The organism is Halorubellus salinus, from assembly GCF_020567525.1.
GTDB lineage: Archaea > Halobacteriota > Halobacteria > Halobacteriales > Natrialbaceae > Halorubellus > Halorubellus salinus.
Genome location: NZ_JAJCVI010000008.1, coordinates 21,941 through 44,391, shown reverse-complemented (window position 1 = coordinate 44,391; position 22,451 = coordinate 21,941). Strand labels below are relative to the sequence as shown.

Sequence of the window (22,451 nt, the reverse complement as noted above, 5' to 3'; positions counted from 1 at the left end):
AGTGACCCCGTCGACGACCGGGGACGGTGAAGCGTCCACGCAGTCCGTCAGGCACCGCGAGCGCGGTGCTCGCCGTGCTTGACGCCGAGGAACAGACAGAGACCGCCGAAGACGAGCACGGACGGTGCGACCATCATCAGGACCGTCGACGCCGCCATCACGCCCGACGCGAGCAAGCCGCCGACGCCGACGACGACGACGAGCAGGAAGATACCGATCGTTGTAGCTTGATTGAACTCCATACCGGACGATACGAGTGCGACGACGAGAAGATGACGGTCGCGGAACCCCCGACAGGCCCGCCGCGAAAGTCCCGGCGTCCTACGCGGTCGGCCGTGCCGCGTTCGCGAGCGACACCAGAATGCCGACGATCCACCCGAGCGGGACGGACACCGCGAGCCACATCGCGACGTACGCGACTCCGGTGAGGTCGTACTCGGTCCGCAGGTACTCGTTGATGCCACCGAGCGCGAGGACGTTGTCGAGGAACCACGCCGCGACGCTCTCGCTCCCACCGAACACGACGTCGCCGAGCGCCGGCGAGTAGAACGCCGCGACGACCGGCGGCAGGAACAACGCGGTCACCGCCGCGGGATACGCCGCGAACACGGTCGTGCCGCGCCCACCGACCTGCGAGAACAGGAACGCCAGCCCCGCACACGCCGTCGCGACGACCGCCGCCACCACCATCGCGAGGAACCCACCGAACGTGAACCGGAAGTACGACGCGGCCGCGAGCACGCCCCACGCCAGGAGCGCGAGGAACACCGTCCCGAGCAACCCCAGGCGCGTACTCGTCGAGTCGGCGCTCCACGCGAGATACCGGAGGACGACGCCCGCGAGCGCGAGCGGATACCCCACCAGCACGAAGAGCGCACCGAGCGCGCCCCACGCGCGGTACGCGACCATCCCGCTCGTCGTCTCCGGCGTCCACTTCCCGAGCACGCGGGACTCCTCGGTCCGCTGGCGCGGGAAGAACAACGCCATCCACGACTCGTGGAGTCGCCGCACGTCGACCGCGACCCCTTCGACCAGGCCACTCATACGCTACCGCACGACCCCCATCGTTTGAACGTTTGTGGCTCCAGCCGCCACGAGACCGCGCGCCAGCACCGGCACGCTACCAGGGCGCGAACCCGGGGTCGACCTCGCGGTCGGAACGGTCGAGCCGCGCGATGCGCTCCAGGTCGCCGTCGTCCAGGTCGACGCCGAGGCTCAGCCAGTTGTCCTCGATGTGCGCGTGCCCCGTCGCCTTCGGTATCGCCGTGATGCCCTGTTCGCGGAGCCACGCGAGACTCACCTGCGCCTCGCTCACGTCGTGCTTCTGGGCGATCTCCGAGATGACGGGTTCGTCGAACACGCTGCCGCGCGCGAGCGGCGAGTACGCGACGAGCTCGACGTCGTGCTCGTCGCAGGCCGCGCGGAGTTCCGCCTGCTGGAGGAACGGATGGCACTCAACCTGGTTCGCGAACACGTCCGCTGCGAGTATCTCCTCCGCTTCCTCGACGTGCTCGGGCTCGAAGTTCGACACGCCGACGTGCTCGATGGTGCCGTCCTCGGCGAGCGCGTCGAACGCCGCGAGCGTGTCCGCCGGGTCGTACGTTCGCGACGGCCAGTGCACGTAGAGGAGGTCGACGTAGTCCACCCCGAGCTTCTCGAGGCTCTCCTCGGTCGTCGCGAGCACGTCGTCGTGACTGAGGTTGTCGATCCAGACCTTCGTCGCGAGGAAGACGTCCTCGCGGTCGACGTCGGCCGCCTCGATCCCGTCCCCGACGCCAGCCTCGTTCCCGTACACCTGCGCGGTGTCGATGTGCCGGTACCCCATGTCGAGCGCGGTCTGCACGGACGCCGCGCACTGCTCTCGCTCGTCGTTCTGCCACGTCCCCAGGCCGAGCATCGGCATGTCCTTCGCGTGAGGCACGTCGCTCGCCGTTCGCGGTGGTGTCGTCATGGTGAGTGCGAGAACCTATGCCCTCAAAGCGATTGGGGTGGCGGCCAAGAGACGTTGGCGACCGCCGCACCACGACCGAATCTGTCGCGTCGACGCGGCCGCTGCCGGCGAGTCACCGGCGTTTAACTCGGTCGCGGTCCACCGACTTCGCATGGAGTACGTCTACGTCGTCGCCGCCGCCGCAATCGCCGTCGTCGGGTCGGGGTTCGCGCTGCTCGTCCTCCGGAAGGGGAAGAACGCGGAGGCCAGGAAGTCACAGCGAGCGCACGCCGACGCGCAAGAACGCGACCCGCCCGTCGACCTCGGCGAGACCTACGAGTTCGGCGTCCACGAGTTCACCACGCACCACTCCGGCGAGTCCATCGCCGTCGGGAAGGTCGAAGGGTTCGTGCTGTTCGTCGAGGACGTCCCCGCGAGCGTCCAGGTCGGGGACGTCATCGAAGCGACCGTGCTCTCCTGGAACGACGGCCGGACGTCCGCCGACGCGACGTTCGAGCGCGAACGCTGACCACGCCCACGGCGGCGTGACGCGACGCCAGTCGAATCATCGCGGCCATCGTTTTATCCCGCCCCCCGGCGTCGACCGTACTATGGCAACGACGGTCTCCAGCGTCATCGTGTTCGTCGTATCGCTCCTCGTCGGTGGCGCGGCAATCCACCTCGGCGCGACGTTCGCACTCAAAGGCAAGGACTACACGTACGCCATCGTCACGGCGCTCCTCGGGTCGCTCGCGTGGACCGGCGTCGAGGTCGCGTTCTCGCTCGCCGACGTCTCCCTCGGGTCGCTCGCGAGCGTCCTCGCCCTCGTCGTCTGGGTGGGCGTCGTCAAGTGGCGGTACCGCGCGGGCTGGCTGCGCGCCGGCCTCATCGGCGTCTTCGCGTGGATAGCGGCGCTCGTCGTGCTCTCGCTCCTCTCGATACTCGGCGTTACCGCCGTCGACGCCTACGGCGTCCCCGGCGTCTGACCCCGACGGGCCCGTTCGGTCGCCGCGTGGTCACGTGGTCGCCGAGTGGTAACCAACTGCTCGCCAACGGGGCAGTAAGCATGTCGTCCCGGAAGACAAGACGACGGCAATGGACCGTCGTCGGTTCCTGACTGCAGGTACGGTGCTTGGAAGTGGTCTCCTCGGCGACGTCACGCTGCGTGCAGCTCGCCGACACCTCGGGCTGTGGAGCGCCCCTCCGGAGCCACGCGCGACGCCCGCCGTCCGCGACCGCGCGCTGTCCGCTCGCGTCGACGCCGTCGACGACGACACCGTGACCGTCTCGCTGACCGCGACCGAGTCGCGTGAGCCGATCCGAGTCGTCGTCTACCGGCGCACGTACCCGGACGGTCGCGTGCGATCGCGAGCGGCGAGCGACCGCGTGCGCGTCGACGCGGACGCGACCGGGACGACGGTCACCGTCGACGTCGCCCAGGACGCGCTCGAACCCGACCACGACCCATGGTTCTACGAGGTGTACGCACGTCCCGGCCCGGACGCCGAACCCCGCGCGTACCTCTGCGAGTCCGCGCCGTACGCGTGGACCTCTCCGGGCAGTGCCGTCCGCGCACCGCGCGTCGCCGACGCCGCGTCCACGGTCGACGGCGGCGCGTTCGAGCGACGACACGACGGGAACGACTACGTGCTGACGTACCGCTGGCGCGACGTCGACGACGCGACCTGGACCGTCGACTACCGGGTACGCCGGTCGACGCACGAAGCCGCCGTCGCCGCCGACCGCGGGTACGTCCGGACGTACGAGGCGTCCCGCGAGAACCCCATCGCCGCGCACCTGCTCGCGCGCCTCGACCATTCCGCTCGCCGGAGCGACACCCCGACAGGGAGCGACACCGCGACCCGGACCACGGACGGCGGAGGCGTCGAGCGACCGGGCACCGACGGCGGCCTCGCGTCGCTCGACCCCGGCCAGCGGTTCGACGCACTCGTCAGGTTCGTCCAGGCCATCGAGTACGGGTACGACGCCGACACCGTCGGCGCGTACGACTACCACCGGACCGTCGAGGAGACCCTCGTCGCCGGCGTCGGCGACTGCAAGGACCGCACGTACCTGCTCGCCGGCCTCCTCCACCACGCGTTCGACTGCCGGACCGCGCTCCTCTTCCAGTCCGGGCACGTCCTCCTCGGCGTCCACCCCGACGACGTCCCCGCACTCCCCTACGACCACGACGCCGTGACCATCGGCGACGACGACTGGGTGGCCGTCGAACCGTCGCTCCACGTCCCCGTCGGCTACCACACGTCAGCCCCGTTCCTCGCCGTCTACGCCGACCGCGAGTGGCGGTACCACGACGCGGGCGCCATCGTCCGCGGCGCCGACCGCGTCCTCGGCACGCTCACCGACTACGTCGTCTGACCGACGCCGTCGCTCCTCGCCGCGGACGACCTCGAAGAATGTCGACCTATCGCCTGCCGCCTATCGCGTATCGCCTGCCGCCTATGCCCCCATCGGCTCGTCTCGTAACCGCTACGTTAGCTGATGAACTTGTTGTCGCGCCAGTTCACACCGCTCTTCCCGTCCTCCTTCTCGCCGGGGCCTTCGACGACCTCTATCTTCGCCGGGCGTTCCTCGCCGTCGACGATGCGGTGCGCGGTCAGCTCGCCGTCCTGGCTCGTGATGGCGGTGAGCGTCCCCTTGTCCGCGAGCTTCGCGATCTCGCGGAGCACCTGGAACATCTCGTACTGGAGCAGGGAGTTCTGGAGGACGGTCTCGCGGTCCCCCTTGAACGCCGCGAACTCCACGAGCTCGCTCTCTATCTCCTCTTCCTCCTCGTCGCCCCACGTCGGCCCGTTGTTCACCTCGTCGGGGTCCTCCTCGTACACGCGGACCTCGGTGACGCTGGCCTTCAACTGGGCGGTTGGCGTGTACTTCGAGACCTTGTCCTCGGCGATGGCCTTGAGGATGAGGGTGTTGTTGCGACGTGTGATGTCCACGTCGTCGACGTTCACGGGGAGGTCCGGGTCGTTGTCGAAGTACTCTCGGACGTCTTCGAGAGGCAGTTCGAGTGTCGAATGCAATCGGTAGACGTGACCTGTTTCGTCTGATGACATGGGAATAGTTTACGGCGCCGCCTGGTGGCCCTGCCGCTTGCTCCCTAGTAGGGCTGGCGAGTTTATATGACCTGCTGTTTGTTCCGGGGTTTCGGGCGTGGAATCTCGCCTCTCAGCCCGCGAACCGGACGAACGTGTGCGAACAGGTACCACGACCTGCGGCCGTGGTGCGTGAGCGGTCACTGGAGGAGGAGAGAGACCACGGGCGCCAGCACGAGGAAGACGGGAGCGAGCACCGCGATAGCTCGCTGGATGCGCGCGTCGTACTCGTCCTCGGCGACGTGCCCGAGCACGAGTCCCACGAGGGACGGGAGCTGACCGAGCGGGTTCAGGGGCCGCAGCGTCCAGCTACGCGCCGGCCGTCACTCGTCGTTCCCGACGCGCAGCACCTGGAGGAGCGAGTAGACGGGGACGCCGTCGATCTCGTCGTGTCCCTGCTTGTCGACGAGGACGCACGCGGCGACGGGCTTCCCGCCCTGCTTCTTGACGGCCTCGATGGTCTCCGTGAGCGTCGTCCCGCTCGTGATGATGTCGTCCACGACGTAGCACTCGCGGCCCCGTATCTGCGCGAAGTTCCGCGAGAACGACCCGCCGAGGTCGTCGAGGTCGCCCTCGTCCCACTGGTGCTTGCGGGGCGCGTACGTCGCCAGGTCCGTGTCGAGTTCGCGCGCGATGCTCGTCGCGATGGGCGCACCCGCCTTCTCGATGCCGATGGTGAGGTCCACGGAATCGCCCTCCTTCTCGAGGAGGTCCGCCATGGCGGCGGACATCGTCGACAGCCGCCAGGAGTCCCGGCCGATGGCGGACCAGTCGACGTGGATGTCGTGCGGGCCGTTCGGGCCGTCCGAGGGACTGCTGTCGGCGGCGGGGGACGCCCCCGAGCGTTCCACGAGCCAGCTCGCGGTCTCGCGGGACACGTTCAGTTCGTCTGCGATCTCGCCCTTGCTCAGGCCGCGGTCGGCGAGTTCGGCTGCACTCTCGATGAGGTCGTCGACGTTCTTCATCTACGCCCGAATTCGACGGCCGTTTTTATAGTGCTGTCGTCGGTGGCGAACGCCGCGTCGAGGTCGTCGATGCCGTACACGCCGGTGACGAGGTCGTCGAGGAACGCGTCGTCGAGCCCCAGGAGGGTGTCGACGCCGGATTCGAAGTCGCTGACGCCGGAGTTGACGCTCCCGACGAGCGCCTTGTTGTGGAGGACGAGCTCGCGGTGAATGGCGCCGCCGTCGACCTCGAACTCCCAGTCGCCGGGGACGCCAAGCAGTGCGCCGACGCCGTTGGGGGCGAGCGCGTCGACGGTCTGGAACGCGTGGGGCGCGTAGCCGGTGGCTTCGTACACGAAGTCGATGGGCTCGTGGGCGTCGGGTATCTCGTCGACGGGCGTCTCGCGGGAGTCGACGTACGTCCCGCCGAGGTCGTCGATGATGTCGATGGTGGGGTCGGGGCGGTCTCGACGCCCGAGACAGTACAGGCGCTCGAAGCGGTCGCTCGCGTCGAGCATCGCGAGCGTGAGGAGTCCGAGGCTGCCGTTGCCGAGCACGGCGGCGGTCTCGGGCTGCCAGTCGAACGCGGACCGGGCGGCGAACGCGAGGGTGAACGCCTTCTCGCTGATGCTCGCGGGTTCGACGAGGAAGCCGAGGTCGGCGAGTTCGTCCGGTATCTCGACGAGGTACTCGGCGGGACTCGTGAAGTACTCGCTCATGAACCCGTGTGCGCCGACGATGCCGCGTTCGACGTACTGGCCGTCGGGGGCGTAGTCGGGTTCGCCGCGAGCGAAGTACTCGTTCTCGCCGTTCGGGCGTCGGCGAACGGTCGGGACGACGACGTCGCCGACCTCGAGGTCGGTGCCGTTCGCGTCCTCGACGACGCCGACCGCTTCGTGGCCGAGGACGAGGTGGTCCTCGCCCGCCGGGAACCCGCCGTGACTCCCGTCGATGACCTCGTGGTCGGTGCCGTCGATGCCGACGCGGAGCGTGCGCACGAGTGCCTCTCCCGACCCTGGTTCGGGTCGTGGTTTCTCGATGCGGACGGGGCGGTCCCCGCCGCGACGGACTGCGATAGCTTGCATGGCGTTGCCAAGGCACCCCATCGTCAAAAGATTTATTCTCTACCGAGTAAAGTATGATATGCCGGTGGGTGTCAGCCTGTCGACGCCGAGAGACCCGTGCCACAGTACTCTCGGCAGGCCCAGCAAGTTTCCGTGCCAGCCACCACCCACCGCAACTCTCTCCCCTCTCTGCCGACCCACGAGCGACCGCCACGCCGCACTCGGCTCGACCACCGAGCCACGCGACACTCGACCACCAAACCACGCGACACTCGACCACGGGCACTCAGTTGCTTCGACCAGGGGGCCACGTTTAACCCGACGGCTCTCGCGTACCCGGTATGGAACTGTACGACGAACTGTACGCGCTCTACGAGGAGTTCGAGACCGGGACGCTCCGGGACTACCAGGAGTTCGTCGACGTCTTCCCCGCCGTCGACTCCCGCGTCGCACTCGACCACTGGCAGACCGCGAACGACGAACTCGACCGCCGGAAGGCGGAGGTCCGCGAGCGCTTCAGTGCCGGGGAGACGTTCGCCGAGGTGGCCTCGGTCGCCAGTCGCGACCAGGCGTTCACCGCGCTCGACCTCCTCGCGAAGTACGACCGCGCGCCGAACGTCCTCGTCCTCGACGTCGACGAGACGCTGCGCTCCGCGGGGAACACCGACAACGAGATCCCCCGCGACACCCTGCACGTCCTCACCGAGTTCCACGAGGCCGGCATCCCCATCGTCATCTGCACCGGCCAGACCCTCGAGAACGTCAAGGGCTTCATCACCCAGGGTTTGGGGAGCGAACTCGTCCACTCGGGCGACCTCTCCGTCGTCTACGAGGCCGGAACGGGCGTGTTCACGCCCGGGCACGGCGCCGACACCAAGCAGTTGCTCTACGAGGAACTCGACGCCGACATCCGGAGCGTGTTCGACGACGTGCGCTCGCGCATCCTCTCCGAGGCTCCCGAGCACCTGCGGACGGGGACGCACCTCCAGGGGAACGAGTTCAACGTCACGATGAAACCGAACTTCGAGACCGGGAGCAAGCGCGCTCGCGAGGTCATCGACGACGCGCTCGTGTACGAGCTCGACCTCCTCGGTGACGTCGTCGCCGACGTCGTCGACGGCCACCCGAGTCCCGAGGCCGACGTCGAATCGTTCGACGCGTGGACCGCAGACGCGGACGACCTCGCGCCCGCCGCGGCGTGGGCGCGCCGGTTCTACGCCGCCGCGGACCCCGAGATACGGAGTGTCCTCGAAGGCGTCGGCGGGTTCCCCGACGTCGACGTCGAGGACGTCCCGGCGGACGTCGCGGCGGTGTTCGAACGCATCGACGTGGCGTACTACGAGGCGGACGCGGCCGAGATCGGGAGCCTCGAACTGAACAAGGTCGTCGGCGTCGAGGCCGCGCTCGACGTCCTCGACGTCTCGGACCCGTTCTCGCTCGTCATGGGAGATTCGAAGAGCGACCTCCGCGTGATGGAGTGGATCGCCGACGAGGACGCCGGCATCGCCGCCGCGCCCGAGCACGCCTCCAGCGACGTCCTCGAGCACGTCCTCGAGACCGACGAGCTCGTGTTCGACCGCGGAGCGAGCGCGACGATGCTCCGCACCGTGTACGTGATGGCGTTGCTCGCACGACTCGACGACTGACCGCCAGCGCGCACCGTCGAGTCACTGGTTGATTGGAACGCACTCCTTTTCCGTGAGAGCGACCAAACCGAGCGTATGCGATGTTCGCGGTGCGGAATGGAGCTCGAGAAGCCCGGAGACTTCTGTCTCGAGTGCCGCACGGCGAACGCGGACGGCGTCGTCCTGGACGCGGCGCGGGACCGCGCGGAGATCGTGGTGCTCGACGAGGACGCGGTCGTCGGGCGGACGACGGTGACGACGACGCCCGAGGACGGCGCGGAGACGGGCGTCGTCGAACTACGGAACTTCGCCGGCCGGGTGGCCGACGAGATCCAGCGCAAGCGCCCGGAGGCGGTGTACGCGACGGGCGACCGCGACGTCATCCAGTCGGTGCGCGCGCAGTCGCACTTCGAGTTCTTCCGCGTCGACGGCGACGACCCCGTCGAGGCCGCCATCGGGAGCCGCGGCGAGGAGGCCCTGGAGACGGTGGACGCGGCGCCACTGGAGAAGATAGGGGGGTCGCACTCGACGCTCGTCGGCGGCCGTACCGGGATGCGCGCCATCCAGACCGTCGCCGCGTACCCGCACGTGAAGAAGGTGATTCCCGGCCCCATCGACGCCAGCGGGCGCGGGTCGCAGGCGAGCATCACGGCGAAGGTGACGCGCGCGGACGGGAACGGGAACGTCCGCCTCCTCGTCCGGGACGGCTCCAGCGTCCAGGAGAACCGCATCGTCACGACAGCGGGCGACCGCGACACCGGCGAGCGCGTGCGCGACGACCTGAACGCCGCGCTCGACGACGAGGACCTGCGGTAACGCCCCCGGTGACTGGGCGGTGACGGCGCACGCTTCGTGTCGTCCACAAGACCTTTCCGTGGTAATTACATCTCATTAGACGAGATGCGTCGAGCCGACTTCGTGCTCGCGGCCATCCCCGGCATCGTCGTCACGGGCCTGTTCGCGGAGCGCGCCACCGCCGCCGTCGCCGATTCTGGCAGTCAGACTGCCGACGCCCTCGCGACCCTCCCGCTGTTCTCGGTCGCGCTCGTCGGCGCCCTCGCGCTCATCTGCTACGAGGTCACCACCGCGAACGCCGTCGACGCCTGACCCGGCCCACGCGAGCACACCACGGGACGATCGACCCAGCAACGAACCGCCCAACGGCCTTCTCGCCGCCAGCAGCGGACCCGCTCCAGCATCGCTTGCGGGCGATACCCACGCGGTCGGTACGGCCTCGACTCAACAGGTTTAACTGTGCCGTAGCGGTATCAGCGAGTATCATGGCCAAGAAGCAGGGACGCACCGGTAGTGCGGGCCGATTCGGCGCCCGGTACGGGCGCGTGGCCCGCCGCCGCGTCATGGAGATCGAAGCGGACATGAACGACGACCACGCCTGCCCGGACTGCGGCACGAAAGCCGTCGACCGGCAGGGCACCGGCATCTGGCAGTGCCAGCGCTGCGACCACAAGTTCGCCGGTGGGACGTACAGCCCCGAGACGCCCGGCGGCAAGAGCGTCCGTCGCTCCATCCGCGCCGCACTCGAGGAGCAGGGCGAATGAGCTACAAGTGCTCGCGGTGCAAGCGCGACGTGTCGCTCGACGGCTACGGTGGCGTGCGCTGTCCGTACTGCGGGCACCGCGTGCTGCTGAAGGAACGCAGTCAGGACGTCAAGACCGTCCCCGTCCAGTAACGCGGATGGTCGCGGCGGCCAGCGACGGGCGATGACCGCGTTCGCTCACGAGACCGTTCTCGAACTCTCCTACGACGACGAGTCGCTGGCTCGCATCGTCGAACGCAGCGTCGGCCGCGAGGTCGGTGAGATAGACGACGAGCGCTCCGAGACGACGGTGTCCCGCGACGGCGCGACGGTCGCGTTCACGGTCGGCGCGCGCGACCTGACGGCGCTCCGCGCGGCGACGAACACGTGGCTTCGGCTCGCGATGGTCGCCGAGCAATCGGCTGCGCTCGCCTGAGTGATCCCCGGCACTCGTCTGAACGCTCGCTCGGCGGGTGCTGTACGGAAAGCGACGGGTTTTCGGTGGCGGGTCGTGCTGGTCGAGGTATGTCGATCGAGCCGCGGGTGGTGTTCCAGGACGGTATCGACGCGTTCCTCTCGCGGAATGCGGTCGTTCTCGGCGTGCTGTTCGTCGCGGTCGGGGCGCTCGCGTCCGTCGCCGTGGATTCGCTCGGGCTGGCGCTCTCCGAAGCGTTGCTCGCGGCGGCGCGCGAGCAGGGGCCGGTGCCGGCGGACGTCCAGGCGGAGTACGCGCGGTTACGCGAGCAGCTGGCGTGGGCGGCGGACGTGTCGGTCGCGGACGCGTTCTGGCTGTTCGTCGCGTCCGTCGCGACGGGCGAGGTCGCTCGCATCGGCGCGATCCGCGCGCTCGCCGACGAGGGGAGCGACGACCTCACCGTCGAGCACTTCTCCCAGCGGTTCTTTCCCGTGTTCGCGAACCGCGTCGCGGTCGCGATACTGACCGCGCTCGTCCTCGCGGTCACTGCGATACCGACGCTCCTGCTGCCCTCGGTCGTCTCCGGGTGGCTCGCGCTCCTCGGTCTCGTGCCATTCGCGTACGTGCTCGTCGGCGTCTACTTCGCGTCGTTCGCGGTGACGCTCGACGACGACGGCCCGCTGGAGGCGTTCGCGCGCTCGTGGTCGCTCGCGTCCGGGAACCGCGTCCCGCTCGTCCTCGTCGCTCTCGGCGTGCTCGCCGTCACGCTCGCGTTCTCCCTCCCCACGGTCGTCGCGGTCCCACTCCCCACCGGTACCGGGTCGCTCGCCGCGGCCGTCGCCGCGAGCCCCGCCGGGTTCGCCGTCGCCGCGATCACGGGCGCCATCGCCGCCGTCTTCCGCGTCGCCATCGCCACGCACGCCTACCGCCAACTCGTCGACCGAGCACGACCGACGGTCGACGACCGCACGGACCCCACGGCGACGACGGACGACACCTTCTGACCGAGTCCCGCGGTAACGCCGAAGCACTCTCGCTCGCCGCGAACCACCCTGTGTCGGCGTCTGTCACCCTGAACCGGCGGATTCCCCGCTGTCAACCGCCGAGGTCCGAAAGCGGGGGTTTTTCAATCCGGACGTACTGCCTCTGGGTATGCAAGGCAATCTGCCGCCCGAGGCACAAGAGAAGATCGAGGAACTGCAGGACCTTCAGGAGACAGCCGAGCAGGTCGCCCGCCAGAAGCAGCAGGCGGAGTCCTCGCTCACCGAAGCGCAGACGGCGCTCGACGAGCTCGACGACATCGACGAGGACACGACGATGTACCGCGAGGTCGGCGAGCTCCTCGTCCAGACCGACTACGACGACGCCGCTGACTCCCTCGACGAGAAGGTCTCGAGCCTCGAGATCCGCGTCGAGACCCTCGAGAAGCAGGAGGAGCGCGTGCAGACGCAGTTCGAGGAACTCCAGGGCGAGCTCCAGGAGATGCTCGGTGGCGCCGGCGGCGGCGGCCCGATGGGCGGCGCTGGCGGCGCGTAAGCGCATGCCCAGCGACGAAGCAGTCGTGCAGGCGGCCGCGGAAGCGGCGGAGGGACTGGTTTTCTCCCGGTTCAAGCGCTCGGCAGTCGACGACTTCGACGTCCAGGTGACGTTCGAGGACGGCGTGCTCGAGGTCGACGTGTGGATTCACGCCCCCGAGAGCGACGTGGACGAGGAGACCGTCGCCGAGGACGCGACGCTCGCCGCACGCAGCGCCGTCGACGAGCTGTTCGAGGACGCCGACGACGAGTAGTCACGAGGGCGCTGCCCTCTATTTCTTCGCGGACGTCGAGCGGGACAGGTCCGACTCCCGGCAGCGACGCGTGTGACTGCGAGCGACTGCTGGCGTGACCCGGGCGTCGACCGTCTCGTGGACGGGTCGACGCCGACGCGTTTCGAGGGTCAGAGGAACGCGCCGAGCGTCCCGCTCGTGAGGAGGACGACGAGGAGGCTGAGGGCGACGGTGCCGGCGGTGACGAGGAGGGCGAGTGCGCCGCCGAGGCTCACCATGACGTTGGCGTGACTGGCGAGGGTCTCGGTGCGGTCGTTCCCGAAGACGGTGACGGTCGCGCGCTCGGTCGCCATCCCGGCCTCGACCGGTTCCAGGTCGTCGATGGCGTCGTCGACGAGGCCCTGGACGACCGCGATGAGGTCGTCCTCGTCGATTGATTCGCCGACCTGGTTCGACGCCTCGACCTGGTTCACGATGTGGGTGTCGGTCGTCATCACCTCGGCGTCCTCGACGCGGTCACCGAGTGCCTTGAGGATGCGTTCACGGAGCCCGGGCTCCATGTTGTTCCCGTCGACGAGGACGTACGCCGTCAGTTGGTCGTCGACCTCCGTGACGGCGATGCGGACGCCGAGCGGGCCGATACCGTCGAGGGGCCCCCACTCGGTCTCGTCCCACGCGGTCCCGAGCCGGAGCGGGTGTTGGTCGGCGCCCGCGAGTGCCTCGGCGGTCCCCTTCGACGCCTGCATCATGTCGAACGAGCGCTCGCTCCCGGGCGTGACGTGCCCGAGGTCCTCGCCCTGGAGGCCGTTGTTGCAGTTGTGGGCGTCGACGAGCAGGACGTTCTCGAACCCGCCGGCGCGCGCCTCGGAGGCACAGGACAGGCCGACGGCGTAGTCGACGTCGTCCGCGAACTCGGGGCTGTGCGTGGAGACGAGGAGGACGCCGTCGTCGAACGCCTGCCCGATGACCTTCGCGTTCCCCTCGACGGTGCGGACGCTCCTGGTCGCGTCGCGCCCGTACTCGATGGATTCGTACGCCGCCTCGGCGCGGTCGATGATGGTGTCGACCTCGCGGCTCGTCACGAGGTTGAAGTCGTGGCCGGCGGTCGCGTGCGGCGGGAACGCGAGCCCGTCGGACTCGCGCGCGACGCGCTCGGGGAGGTTCCCGCCGCCGATCTCGCCCATCGGCCCGGGGTGGATCATCGGGAGCACCCAGCGCGCCTTCTCCGTGCCGTCCATGCGGCGGAACGAGGTGACGGTGACGGGAACGACCGCTTCCTCGCCGACCTCCTCGAAGAAGTCCTCGAGTTCCGTCGACCCCTCCGCGATGTGGCCGATGAACCCGGCGACGAAGTCGAGGACGGAGACGCCCATGTTCGCGCGCCACGGCCGGTCGATAGCGTAGAGGAAGCCGACGACGGCGAGCCCGTGGAGGAGGCAGACGGCGGCGAGGAGGACGAAGTCCGCGGGGACGACCGCGTACGATATCTCGACGGGTGCGTGCTCGGGTCGGAAGAGGAACGACTGCGCGAGCGTGCGCTCGGGGAACCCGTCCGAGGGCGTGCTGAGGTAGTAGAGCGTGCCGGAGTACACGAACAGGAGGCCGGCGGCGGCGACCGTCTGGATGCTCGCGGGGACGGCGGCGACGAGCGGTCGATGCCGCGAGATGGCGGTGATGACGAACAGACGGAGCGCGAAGATGCTCGCCAGGCCGAGGAAGAGGACGTCGAAGACGAAGCCGGCGCCGAGGGTCTCGGAGGCGAGCGCGATGGCGCCGCCGACGACGAGGAACGCGACGACGATGACCTCGCACAGCAGCGCGAGCAGCGCGGCGCGGTTGTGACTGATTTGGCCGCCCAGACGCTGGTCGACCCACGCGGTCCCGGCGCTCGCGAGGATGGTCGGGATGCCGATGAAGAACACGCCCTCGAACGCGTCGTTGAGCGCGACGAGGAGACCGGCGTCCGTGACGAAGTTCGAGCCCGTCGGGTCGATACCGAACGCGCCGAAGCCGATGAGTGCGCCGAAGACGATGGCGAACGTCCAGCTGGTGTACCAGCGTGGTGCCCGGAAGATGAACCGGGACATGCCCGCGAGGTCGCCCTGCGACGCCGTCATGTGTTCCCTTCGAAACGTCAGAACGGGATAAGCCTAACTAACCACCGGCGAACGCCCGCAAACTGTGTTTTCGAGACGCTCGGGGGCGTTCGCGCCGGTATCGTTCGGAACGGAATCGGTGGTGAGCGTCGACTGTCGTTACCGGTCCTCGCAGATGGCGACGAAGTTCTCGAACACTTCCTCGCCCTCCTCGGTGTGTGCGACCTCGGGATGCCACTGGACGCCGTAGAGGTCGCGGTCGGGGTCGCTCATCGCTTCGACGCCGCAGACGTCGGATTCGGCGGTGCGCGTGAACCCGTCGGGGACCTCCTTCACCTCGTCGGCGTGACTCGCCCACGTTCGCGTCTCGGGGTGGAGGCTGCCGACGAGCGGGTCGTCGGCGTCGAGGATGTCGACGGTGACGTCGGCGTAGCCGCCGTACTCGCCGCTCCCGACGCGCCCGCCGTCGAGTGCGTGCGCCATCACCTGCATCCCGAGGCAGATGCCGAGGACGGGCCGGTCGTCGTCGAGGTAGTCGTCGCTGCGACCGCGGCGGTCCATGTCGGGGCCGCCCGAGAGGACGATGCCGTCCGCGTCGACCTCCGCCGGCGGGGTCTCGTTGTCGACGATCTCGGTGTCGACGCCCATGTCGCGGAGGGCGCGGTGCTCGAGGTGCGTGAACTGTCCGTGGTTGTCGACCACGACGATCCGAGTCATTATCGGCCAAAGGTGGGCCCCGGTCAAAAGCCGTCCGGAACGCGCCAGCGACCACGTGACGTCCCCGGAATACGTCCCCAGCCTTTCGGCGGGAAACGGTTTGGAACGCGTGCGCCGGCCGTAACGACAACCGCTAAGTCGCGCGCGCCACACCGATGGCGTATGAACGTCGACCTCTCGGAGTTCGACCACCCGACGTGGTTCACCGCGGGCGCAACCGCTGCGGGCTACCTCGTCCTGCTCGCCGTCATGACCGTGCTCCTGTTCGGGATTCCGTTCGGGCTCTTCTACTTCCTCGGCCTCGGGTGAAGCCGTCGAGGGTGCTTCCGTCGGACACCTTCTCGCTGGTTCGTTCCGCTTTCACCGCCCAGCGGCGGCGTCGAGCGCGTCGCCGGCGTGGTCGAGGACGAGTTCGAGGTGGTCGGCTGGCTCGCGCTGCAGGCGGGCGTCCGGGAGGACGCGGTCGAGGTACGCGGCGGCGTCGGGATGGACGTTCTCGTCGTCGGCGCCGTGGAAGACGTGGACGGTCGGGCCGACGGTGTACTCGTCGAACCCCCAGTCGGTCGCGAGCGCCCGGTAGTCGTCGACGAGCCCGCGGTAGCCGCGTTCGAGCGCCAGGTCGCGCTCGGTCGCGAGGACGTCGGGGACCGTTGCGCCGTCGACGACGGCGTCGTGCGCGACCGACGCGGTCGTGAAGAGGTCAAGCAGACCGTCGCCGTCCTGGCGCCGCAGCGCCGCGGCCTGGATGCGGCACGCGAGCGAGAGCCCGAGGGTCGTATGGCGAGCGAGGGCGTGCGTCGCGCGGATCATCGGCTCCTGTGGCACGTCCGCGCTCGGTGGCGCGGGGCTCGCGAGCAGTGCCGTCCCGTGGACGCGCTCCGGGACGACCGCCGGACAGGCGAGTGCGTGCGGGCCACCGCCGGAGAACCCGAGGACGCCCGCCGCCGCCAGGTCGAACGCGTCGAGAACGCCCGCGAACAACGACGCACCGTCCGCGACCGACCGCTCCGACCACGGCTCGGACCCGCCGAACCCGGGGCGGTCCGGGGCGAGCACGCGAACGCCGCGGTCACGAGCCGGGGCGTCGAGGAACGCACCGAACGCACGCGACCCGGGCGTCCCGTGCAGGGCAACGACCGGCACACCCTCGGGGTCGCCGAACGACGCGACCGTCACCGTTCGTCCGTCGACGTGGACTCGCTCTGTCGGACAGCCAAACGAGCCGGTGGTCGGCGCGTGCGTCGAGTCAGCAGCGGTCGAAGGCGGAGACATACCGGAGTCTGTCCGGGCAACGGGCAAATAAGTAGCTGGAGTGTCCCACCGACTGCCACACGCCGAACGCGAACGCCGTCGCGAGAAAGGAACCGGTGCGTCAGGCGAACGTCTTCGAGACCTCGTCGTCCTCTTCTTCGGCCTGGATCTTCTCCCAGGCCTCCTCGAAGTCGCTCCGCTGGACCGTCGTCCGGTCGTCGCGGATCGCGAACATCCCGGCCTCCGTACAGATCGCCTTGATGTCCGCACCCGACGCGTTCTCGGTGTCCTCCGCGAGCGCCGCGAAGTCGAGGTCGTCCGCGACGTTCATGTTCCGCGTGTGGATCTGGAAGATGAGCTCGCGACCCTCGGCGTCCGGTTTCGGGACCTCGATGAGGCGGTCGAACCGGCCCGGGCGGAGGATGGCGCGGTCGAGCATGTCGAAGCGGTTCGTGGCGGCGATGATGCGGATCTCGCCGCGGTCCTCGAACCCGTCCATCTCGCTCAACAGCTGCATCATCGTCCGCTGGACCTCCGCGTCACCGCTGGTCTTGGACTCCGTGCGCTTCGCGGCGATGGCGTCGATCTCGTCGATGAAGATGACGGCGGGCTCGTGCTCGCGAGCGACCTCGAAGAGGTCGCGGACGAGCTTCGCGCCCTCGCCGATGAACTTGTGGACGAGCTCGCTGCCGGCCATCTTGATGAACGTCGCGTCCGTCTCGTTCGCGACGGCCTTCGCGAGCATCGTCTTCCCGGTGCCCGGCGGTCCGTACAGGAGGACGCCGCTCGGCGGTTCGATGCCGACGTCGACGAACATGTCGGGGTGCTCGAGGGGCATCTCGACGGTCTCGCGGACCTCCTGCATCTGCTCTTCGAGCCCACCGATGTCCTCGTAGGCGACCTCGGGGCTCTTCGTGACCTCCATGACGCGCGCCCGGACGTCCGTCTCGCTGGAGAGTTCCTTGACGATGGAGAGAGAGTTGTTGACGGCGACGCGGTCGTCCGGTTCGAGGTCGGCCTTCATCTCGTCGGTGACCTCGGTGAGGGCTTCCTGGTTGTTGCCGTGTTGCTTGATGATGACGCCGTCGTCGGTCACCTCCTGGATGGTGGCGACGAACAGCGGGGACTGCTTGAGTTTCTTGTTCTCGTGCGTGAGACGCTCGAGTTTCTGTTGGTACTTGTTGTTCTCGGCGTTGGCGTCGAGGAGCTTGTCGCGCATCTCCTCGTTCTGCGCCTCCAGGACTTCGAGGCGCTCCTGCAGGGCGCTGATCTTCTCCTGCTTGGACGCGTCTTCCGCGTACGGGAAGTCCACGTCGTCCACGGTATCGGTCATCACCCACTCGTAAGGCACTGATTCTTAAGAGGCTTCGGGTGCGCTGAGAAAGGCGATTCGCGACGGTGCTATGGGCAGGTCGCCGGCGCGAAAGCGTGGCAGACGGTGGACGACAGGCAATGCCACCGCGGTCGATTCTGTGACTGACTGTGTCATAAAGCGCCCACCGACCATACGCCATATTACTAACGAGCATATTTCTACATGGTTAGTATTATTAGGGAGTATGGGCTAGGATGTGCTACGATGAGCACGAACGTCTACGACCGCCGCGACGAGGAAGCCGACGAAGAACCAACGGGCACGTGGGACGACGTGACCGACCTGCCGCCGAGCGCGAAGCTCGTCGCCAAGGTCCTCGAGTACGAGGACTCGCTGACCCAGAGCCAGCTCGCCGAGGAGACCCTGCTACCCGCGCGCACCGTCCGGTACGCGCTCAACCGCCTCGAGGACGAGCACGTCGTCGACTCCCGGTTCTCCTTTTCCGACGCCCGCAAGCGCATCTACACGCTGAAGCTCGACTGACCGCACCGAGTACGCCGCGTCTTTCCGCCGCCCCTCGTTCACTTCCGCCGCGCTCTGCAAACCCCTTTAGGCGATGCCGGCCAAGGCCGGAGTATGACACGGGTGATTCACACGGGCGACACCCACGTCGGCTACCGCCAGTACCACTCGCCCGAGCGCCAGCGGGACTTCCTCGCGGCGTTCGAGGCGGTGGTGGCCGACGCCGTCGACGACGACGTCGACGCGGTCGTCCACGCCGGAGACCTCTTCCACGACAGACGACCCGGCCTCAGGGACCTGCAGGGAACCGTCGCCGCGTTGCGGGACCTCCGCGACGCCGACATCCCGTTCCTCGCGGTCGTCGGGAACCACGAGGGGAAGCGCGACGGACAGTGGCTCGACCTCTTCGAGGACCTCGGGCTCGCCGAACGCCTCGGCGCCGAACCGCGAGTCGTCGGCGACACCGCGTTCTACGGGCTGGACTTCGTCCCACGGTCCCGACGGGAGGACCTCGACTACGAGTTCGACGGGCACGACGCGACGCACGCGGCACTCGTCTCCCACGGGCTCTTCGAGCCGTTCGCGCACGCCGACTGGGACACCGACCGCCTCCTCGACGAAGCGACGGTCACCTTCGACGCCGTCCTCCTCGGCGACAACCACGCGCCGGACACCGAGCGCGTCCAGGACGCCTGGGTGACGTACTGTGGGTCGACCGAGCGTGCGAGCGCGAGCGAGCGCGACGACCGCGGCTACAACATCGTCTCCTTCGACGCGGACGAGAAGGCGGACGCAGGAGGGAGCGACGCCGACGCGAACGACGGCGTCGCGAGTGCGGCGACCGGCGAAGGCGTCGCCATCTCGCGACGTGGCCTGGATACGCGCGAGTTCGTGTTCGTGGACGTCGACCTCGAACTCGGTGAGGGCGCGGACCGCGTCCGCGAGGCCGTCCGCCAGTACGACGCGACCGACGCCGTGGTCGTCGTCACTGTCCGCGGGGACGGCGAGCCCGTGACGCCCGCCCCCATCGAGGAACTGGCGCTCGACGACGGCGCGCTCGTCGTTCGAGTGAACGACCGCCGGGACGTCACCGTCGACACGGAGACGAACGTCTCGTTCGCGGACCCCGACGAAGCGGTTCGCGAACGCGTCCGCGACCTCGGGCTGAGCGAGGCCGCTCGCGGCATCGACGAGACCGTCCGCGAGAGCGCGGTCGCGGACTCGAACGTCCGCGACACCGTCGAAGCTCGCGTCCGAGACGTCGTCGACGAGGACGCCCTCGACGCGTTCGCCACCGCGGACGACGACACCGACACCACCGAAGCAGACGACGGCGACGACGCCACCGACGACGAGCCCGCCGCCGAGACGGACGACGCCGCGGCGACTGTCGACGCGGCGGCGGACGGCGGCGACGGCGAGGACCAGTCCTCGATGGGTGAGTTCCTGTGAGGTTCCAGCGCGTCGCCCTCGAGAACTTCAAGTGCTACGCGGACGCCGACCTCTCGCTCGAACCCGGCGTCACCGTCGTCCACGGCGTGAACGGGAGCGGGAAGTCCTCGCTCCTGGAAGCGTGCTTCTTCGCGCTCTACGGGAGCGCCGCCATCGACGGGACGCGCGAAAGCGTCATCCGGACCGGCGAGGACGAGACCGTCGTCGAGCTCTGGTTCCGGCACGCCGGCGGCGAGTACCACCTCGAGCGGTCGCTGAAGGACTACGGGGACCGCGTCAGTCACGACTGCGTGCTCGAAGGCCCCGACGACGAGAGCTGGGAGGGCGCGACCGCGGTCGACGGCGCCATCGCGGACCTCCTGCGGATGGACGCGGACGCGTTCGTGAACTGCGCGTACGTCCAGCAGGGCGAGGTGAACAAGCTCATCCACGCCACGCCCAGCGAACGCCAGGACATGCTCGACGACCTCCTCCAGCTCGGGAAGCTCGAGGCGTACCGGGAACGCGCGAGCGACGCGCGCCTCGGCGTGAACGACGTCCTGACGGAGGTCCGTGGGACGCTCACGAACTACGAGGAGCAGGTCGAAGCGAAGGAGGACAAGGACCTCCACGAGCGGTTGAACGCGCTCGAGTCCGAGCGCAACGAGACGACCGCGGAGATAGAGCGCCTCGAGGAGCAGGTCGAGACCGCGAAGGGGACGCGCGACGACGCACAGGCGGTGCTGGACGAGCACGAGGAGAAGCGCGAGGAGCTCGAGGCTATCGAGGACGACGTCGAGGAGCTCCAGGCGAAGATCAGCGAGACCGAACGCGAGCGCGACGAGCTCAAGGAGCGCATCGCGCATAGCCGAGCGGCCGCCGACGACCACGAGGCCGCGGTGTCGGAGCACCTGACGGAATCGTCGCTGGACACGGACGCGGTGCGAGCCGACGACGGGACGGTTGACGTGGACGCGGTCCACGCCGAGGTCGCGGACCTCGAAGGGCGCGTCGAGGACCTCCAGGAGCGCATCAACGAGCTGTCGGTCGAGATCGGGTCGAAGACGGACGAGGCCGAGCGCCTCGAGGAGCGCGCCGAGGAGCTGGCGGCGGAGGCGGCCGAGAAGCGCGCGGAGGCGGAGTCGCTCGCCGAGGACGTCGAGGCCGCCGAGACCGAGCTCGCGGACCGCGAGTCGAAGGTGGACGCACTCGAGGACGACGTCGCGGACGAGATGGCAGCGTTCGAGGACGCACCCGTCGAGTTCGGTGACGCCGCGGACCTGCTCGAGGAACGGACCGCGGAGCGCGACGTCCTGCGCGAGGAGCGCGACGAGTTACGCGCCGAGGTGGAGTCGCTCCGGGACCGCATCGAGGAGGGCGAGCGCCTGCTCGAGGAGGGGAAGTGTCCGGAGTGCGGGCAGTCCGTGGCGGGGTCGCCGCACGTTGACTCGCTCGACGAGGACCGCGAGCAGTTCGCGGAGAAGGAGGCGGCGCTCGAGGACCGCCGCGACGACGTCCGCGCGGCCCAGGAACGCATCGAGGCGGCGGAGGCGCTCCGGGACGTCGAGCGCGAGGTGAAGAGCCTCCGGGAGCGCCGCGAGAACGTCGAACAGTTGCTCGCCGAGAAGGAGTCGACGGTCGCGGAGAAGCGCGAGCGCCGCGAGTCGCTGCTCGACGAGGCAACGGAGCGCGAGGCCGCGGCCGAGGAGAAGCGGGCGGGCGCCGACGCGGCGCGCGACGCCGCGGACGACCTCCGTAGCGACCTCGGCGAGGCCAACGGCGAGAAGACGGCGGCGAAGGCCCGCATCGAGATCCTGGAGGCGCTCGTGGAGGCGAGCGAGGCGCTCGCGGACGCCCGCGAGGACGTCGAGCGGCTCCGGGAGGAGCGCGCGAACCTCGCGGCGTCGAACGAGGAACGCCGCGAGTGGCTCGCGGAGAAGCGCGAGCGCAAGACGGAACTCGAGGCGGCGGTTGACGAGTCCGTCGTCGAGGAGGCACGCGGCGAGAAGGAGCGCGCGGAGACGTACATCGAGAAGGCCGAGGCCGAGCTGGCGTCGCTCCGCGAGGAACGCGACCGCCTCCAGAACGACATCGGGGGCGTTCGCGGCGAGATCGAGGAACTGGAGGGACTCCGCGAGAAGCGCGACGCCGCTCGCGAGCGCGTCGACGCCCTGGAGTCGCTGTACGACGAGACCCAGGACCTCCAGGAGATGTACGGCGAGTTGCGCGCGGAGCTCCGTCGGCAGAACGTCGAGACCTTAGAGCGCATGCTGAACGAGACGTTCGACCTCGTGTACCAGAACGACTCGTACAGCCACATCGAGCTCTCCGGTGACTACGAGCTGACGGTGTACCAGAAGGACGGCGAGACCCTGGACCCAGACCAGTTGTCCGGCGGGGAGCGCGCGCTGTTCAACCTGAGTCTGCGCTGTGCGATCTACCGGCTGCTCGCGGAGGGCGTCGAGGGCGCGGCACCGATGCCGCCGCTCATCCTCGACGAGCCGACGGTCTTCCTCGACTCCGGGCACGTCACGCAGCTGTTGACGCTCGTGGAGACGATGCGCGTGGACTACGGCGTCGAGCAGATACTCGTCGTGAGTCACGACGAGGAGCTCGTCGGTGCGGCCGACGAGCTCGTGCACGTCCGGAAGGACTCGACGACGAACCGCTCGACGGTCGAGGTCGGGGAGACGCCGACCGCGGACCTGCTCGCGGACGACTGA

The 22,451-nt window shown here is 69.0% G+C and carries 27 protein-coding genes; 16 read left to right on the top strand and 11 right to left on the bottom strand.

The window, feature by feature from the left end; all coding sequences use genetic code 11:
• Window positions 1-47: 47 nt before the first annotated feature.
• The 3 genes from LI336_RS19455 to LI336_RS19445 all read right to left on the bottom strand — a co-directional run bounded on the left by LI336_RS19455 (window position 48) and on the right by LI336_RS19445 (window position 1,903).
• Entirely contained in the window at window positions 48-242 is a 195-nt protein-coding gene (locus tag LI336_RS19455; RefSeq protein WP_227134836.1) for a DUF7333 family protein, read from the bottom strand.
• A gap of 79 nt (window positions 243-321) precedes the next feature.
• Entirely contained in the window at window positions 322-1,044 is a 723-nt protein-coding gene (locus LI336_RS19450) for a hypothetical protein (protein WP_227134835.1), read from the bottom strand.
• A 76-nt stretch (window positions 1,045-1,120) separates the two neighbouring features.
• Window positions 1,121-1,903: an aldo/keto reductase gene (locus LI336_RS19445; protein ID WP_227134907.1), complete on the bottom strand. Its 783-nt coding sequence runs from the start codon at window positions 1,901-1,903 to the stop codon at window positions 1,121-1,123.
• A gap of 199 nt (window positions 1,904-2,102) precedes the next feature.
• Between LI336_RS19445 and LI336_RS19440 the strand changes: the two genes are divergently transcribed.
• The 3 genes from LI336_RS19440 (at window position 2,103) to LI336_RS19430 (ending at window position 4,309) form a co-directional block, all read left to right on the top strand.
• On the top strand, window positions 2,103-2,459 hold the full coding sequence (locus LI336_RS19440) for a hypothetical protein (RefSeq protein ID WP_227134834.1): 357 nt from the start codon (window positions 2,103-2,105) through the stop codon (window positions 2,457-2,459).
• An 82-nt stretch (window positions 2,460-2,541) separates the two neighbouring features.
• Window positions 2,542-2,916 carry a hypothetical protein gene (locus LI336_RS19435; protein ID WP_227134833.1) on the top strand — a complete coding sequence of 125 codons (375 nt, stop codon included), beginning with the start codon at window positions 2,542-2,544 and terminating at the stop codon, window positions 2,914-2,916.
• Window positions 2,917-3,025: 109 nt separating this feature from the next.
• A complete protein-coding gene (locus tag LI336_RS19430; protein ID WP_227134832.1) occupies window positions 3,026-4,309 on the top strand; it encodes a hypothetical protein in 1,284 nt (427 codons plus the stop codon).
• 116 nt (window positions 4,310-4,425) lie between these two features.
• Here the strand turns inward: LI336_RS19430 and LI336_RS19425 are convergent, their stop codons facing one another.
• The 4 genes from LI336_RS19425 to LI336_RS19415 all read right to left on the bottom strand — a co-directional run bounded on the left by LI336_RS19425 (window position 4,426) and on the right by LI336_RS19415 (window position 7,072).
• Window positions 4,426-5,004: a DUF7110 family protein gene (locus tag LI336_RS19425; protein WP_227134831.1), complete on the bottom strand. Its 579-nt coding sequence runs from the start codon at window positions 5,002-5,004 to the stop codon at window positions 4,426-4,428.
• Window positions 5,005-5,183: 179 nt separating this feature from the next.
• Window positions 5,184-5,306, bottom strand: a complete 123-nt coding sequence (locus tag LI336_RS20285; protein ID WP_264475576.1) for a hypothetical protein — start codon at window positions 5,304-5,306, stop codon at window positions 5,184-5,186.
• 60 nt (window positions 5,307-5,366) lie between these two features.
• Window positions 5,367-6,008, bottom strand: a complete 642-nt coding sequence (gene gfcR, locus LI336_RS19420; protein ID WP_227134830.1) for a transcriptional regulator GfcR — start codon at window positions 6,006-6,008, stop codon at window positions 5,367-5,369.
• On the bottom strand, window positions 6,005-7,072 hold the full coding sequence (locus LI336_RS19415; protein WP_227134829.1) for a glucose 1-dehydrogenase: 1,068 nt from the start codon (window positions 7,070-7,072) through the stop codon (window positions 6,005-6,007). Before LI336_RS19415 ends, gfcR begins: the two co-directional genes overlap by 4 nt.
• Before the next feature lie 320 nt (window positions 7,073-7,392).
• Here LI336_RS19415 and LI336_RS19410 point away from each other — a divergent pair, with 320 nt between their 5' ends.
• The 9 genes from LI336_RS19410 (at window position 7,393) to LI336_RS19370 (ending at window position 12,417) form a co-directional block, all read left to right on the top strand.
• A complete protein-coding gene (locus LI336_RS19410; RefSeq protein ID WP_227134828.1) occupies window positions 7,393-8,697 on the top strand; it encodes an HAD family hydrolase in 1,305 nt (434 codons plus the stop codon).
• Between the two features lie 75 nt (window positions 8,698-8,772).
• Window positions 8,773-9,492, top strand: a complete 720-nt coding sequence (locus LI336_RS19405) for a DUF2103 domain-containing protein (RefSeq protein ID WP_227134827.1) — start codon at window positions 8,773-8,775, stop codon at window positions 9,490-9,492.
• Window positions 9,493-9,576: 84 nt separating this feature from the next.
• On the top strand, window positions 9,577-9,783 hold the full coding sequence (locus LI336_RS19400) for a hypothetical protein (RefSeq protein ID WP_227134826.1): 207 nt from the start codon (window positions 9,577-9,579) through the stop codon (window positions 9,781-9,783).
• Between the two features lie 173 nt (window positions 9,784-9,956).
• Window positions 9,957-10,235, top strand: coding sequence for a 50S ribosomal protein L37ae (locus tag LI336_RS19395; protein ID WP_227134825.1), 279 nt, complete (start codon window positions 9,957-9,959; stop codon window positions 10,233-10,235).
• Window positions 10,232-10,366, top strand: coding sequence for a DNA-directed RNA polymerase subunit P (locus LI336_RS19390; protein WP_227134824.1), 135 nt, complete (start codon window positions 10,232-10,234; stop codon window positions 10,364-10,366). The genes LI336_RS19395 and LI336_RS19390 overlap by 4 nt, the downstream gene beginning before the upstream one ends.
• A 31-nt stretch (window positions 10,367-10,397) precedes the next feature.
• Window positions 10,398-10,649: a KEOPS complex subunit Pcc1 gene (locus LI336_RS19385; RefSeq protein ID WP_227134823.1), complete on the top strand. Its 252-nt coding sequence runs from the start codon at window positions 10,398-10,400 to the stop codon at window positions 10,647-10,649.
• Window positions 10,650-10,738: 89 nt separating this feature from the next.
• Complete coding sequence (locus LI336_RS19380) at window positions 10,739-11,632, top strand: DUF7847 domain-containing protein (RefSeq protein WP_227134822.1); 894 nt, start codon at window positions 10,739-10,741, stop codon at window positions 11,630-11,632.
• A 148-nt stretch (window positions 11,633-11,780) separates the two neighbouring features.
• On the top strand, window positions 11,781-12,164 hold the full coding sequence (locus LI336_RS19375; RefSeq protein WP_227134821.1) for a prefoldin subunit beta: 384 nt from the start codon (window positions 11,781-11,783) through the stop codon (window positions 12,162-12,164).
• Window positions 12,165-12,168: 4 nt separating this feature from the next.
• Window positions 12,169-12,417 carry a DUF3194 domain-containing protein gene (locus LI336_RS19370; RefSeq protein WP_227134820.1) on the top strand — a complete coding sequence of 83 codons (249 nt, stop codon included), beginning with the start codon at window positions 12,169-12,171 and terminating at the stop codon, window positions 12,415-12,417.
• A gap of 149 nt (window positions 12,418-12,566) precedes the next feature.
• Here the strand turns inward: LI336_RS19370 and LI336_RS19365 are convergent, their stop codons facing one another.
• Both LI336_RS19365 and LI336_RS19360 read right to left on the bottom strand, forming a co-directional pair.
• The gene (locus tag LI336_RS19365; protein WP_227134819.1) at window positions 12,567-14,513 is read right to left on the bottom strand and encodes a DUF2070 family protein; all 1,947 of its coding nucleotides are present in this window, start codon (window positions 14,511-14,513) and stop codon (window positions 12,567-12,569) included.
• A gap of 138 nt (window positions 14,514-14,651) precedes the next feature.
• On the bottom strand, window positions 14,652-15,209 hold the full coding sequence (locus LI336_RS19360; protein ID WP_227134818.1) for a GMP synthase subunit A: 558 nt from the start codon (window positions 15,207-15,209) through the stop codon (window positions 14,652-14,654).
• 162 nt (window positions 15,210-15,371) lie between these two features.
• Here LI336_RS19360 and LI336_RS19355 point away from each other — a divergent pair, with 162 nt between their 5' ends.
• Entirely contained in the window at window positions 15,372-15,518 is a 147-nt protein-coding gene (locus LI336_RS19355; protein ID WP_227134817.1) for a hypothetical protein, read from the top strand.
• Window positions 15,519-15,569: 51 nt separating this feature from the next.
• Here LI336_RS19355 and LI336_RS19350 read toward each other — a convergent pair whose 3' ends face one another.
• Window positions 15,570-16,481, bottom strand: a complete 912-nt coding sequence (locus LI336_RS19350; protein WP_227134816.1) for an alpha/beta hydrolase — start codon at window positions 16,479-16,481, stop codon at window positions 15,570-15,572.
• A gap of 100 nt (window positions 16,482-16,581) precedes the next feature.
• Window positions 16,582-17,793, bottom strand: a complete 1,212-nt coding sequence (pan1, locus tag LI336_RS19345; RefSeq protein WP_227134815.1) for a proteasome-activating nucleotidase Pan1 — start codon at window positions 17,791-17,793, stop codon at window positions 16,582-16,584.
• Window positions 17,794-18,039: 246 nt separating this feature from the next.
• Between pan1 and LI336_RS19340 the strand changes: the two genes are divergently transcribed.
• From LI336_RS19340 to rad50, 3 genes are all read left to right on the top strand, one after another.
• The gene (locus LI336_RS19340) at window positions 18,040-18,318 is read left to right on the top strand and encodes a MarR family transcriptional regulator (RefSeq protein WP_227134814.1); all 279 of its coding nucleotides are present in this window, start codon (window positions 18,040-18,042) and stop codon (window positions 18,316-18,318) included.
• A gap of 93 nt (window positions 18,319-18,411) precedes the next feature.
• Complete coding sequence (mre11, locus tag LI336_RS19335) at window positions 18,412-19,749, top strand: DNA double-strand break repair protein Mre11 (RefSeq protein WP_227134813.1); 1,338 nt, start codon at window positions 18,412-18,414, stop codon at window positions 19,747-19,749.
• Window positions 19,746-22,451, top strand: a complete 2,706-nt coding sequence (gene rad50, locus LI336_RS19330; protein WP_227134812.1) for a DNA double-strand break repair ATPase Rad50 — start codon at window positions 19,746-19,748, stop codon at window positions 22,449-22,451. The genes mre11 and rad50 overlap by 4 nt, the downstream gene beginning before the upstream one ends.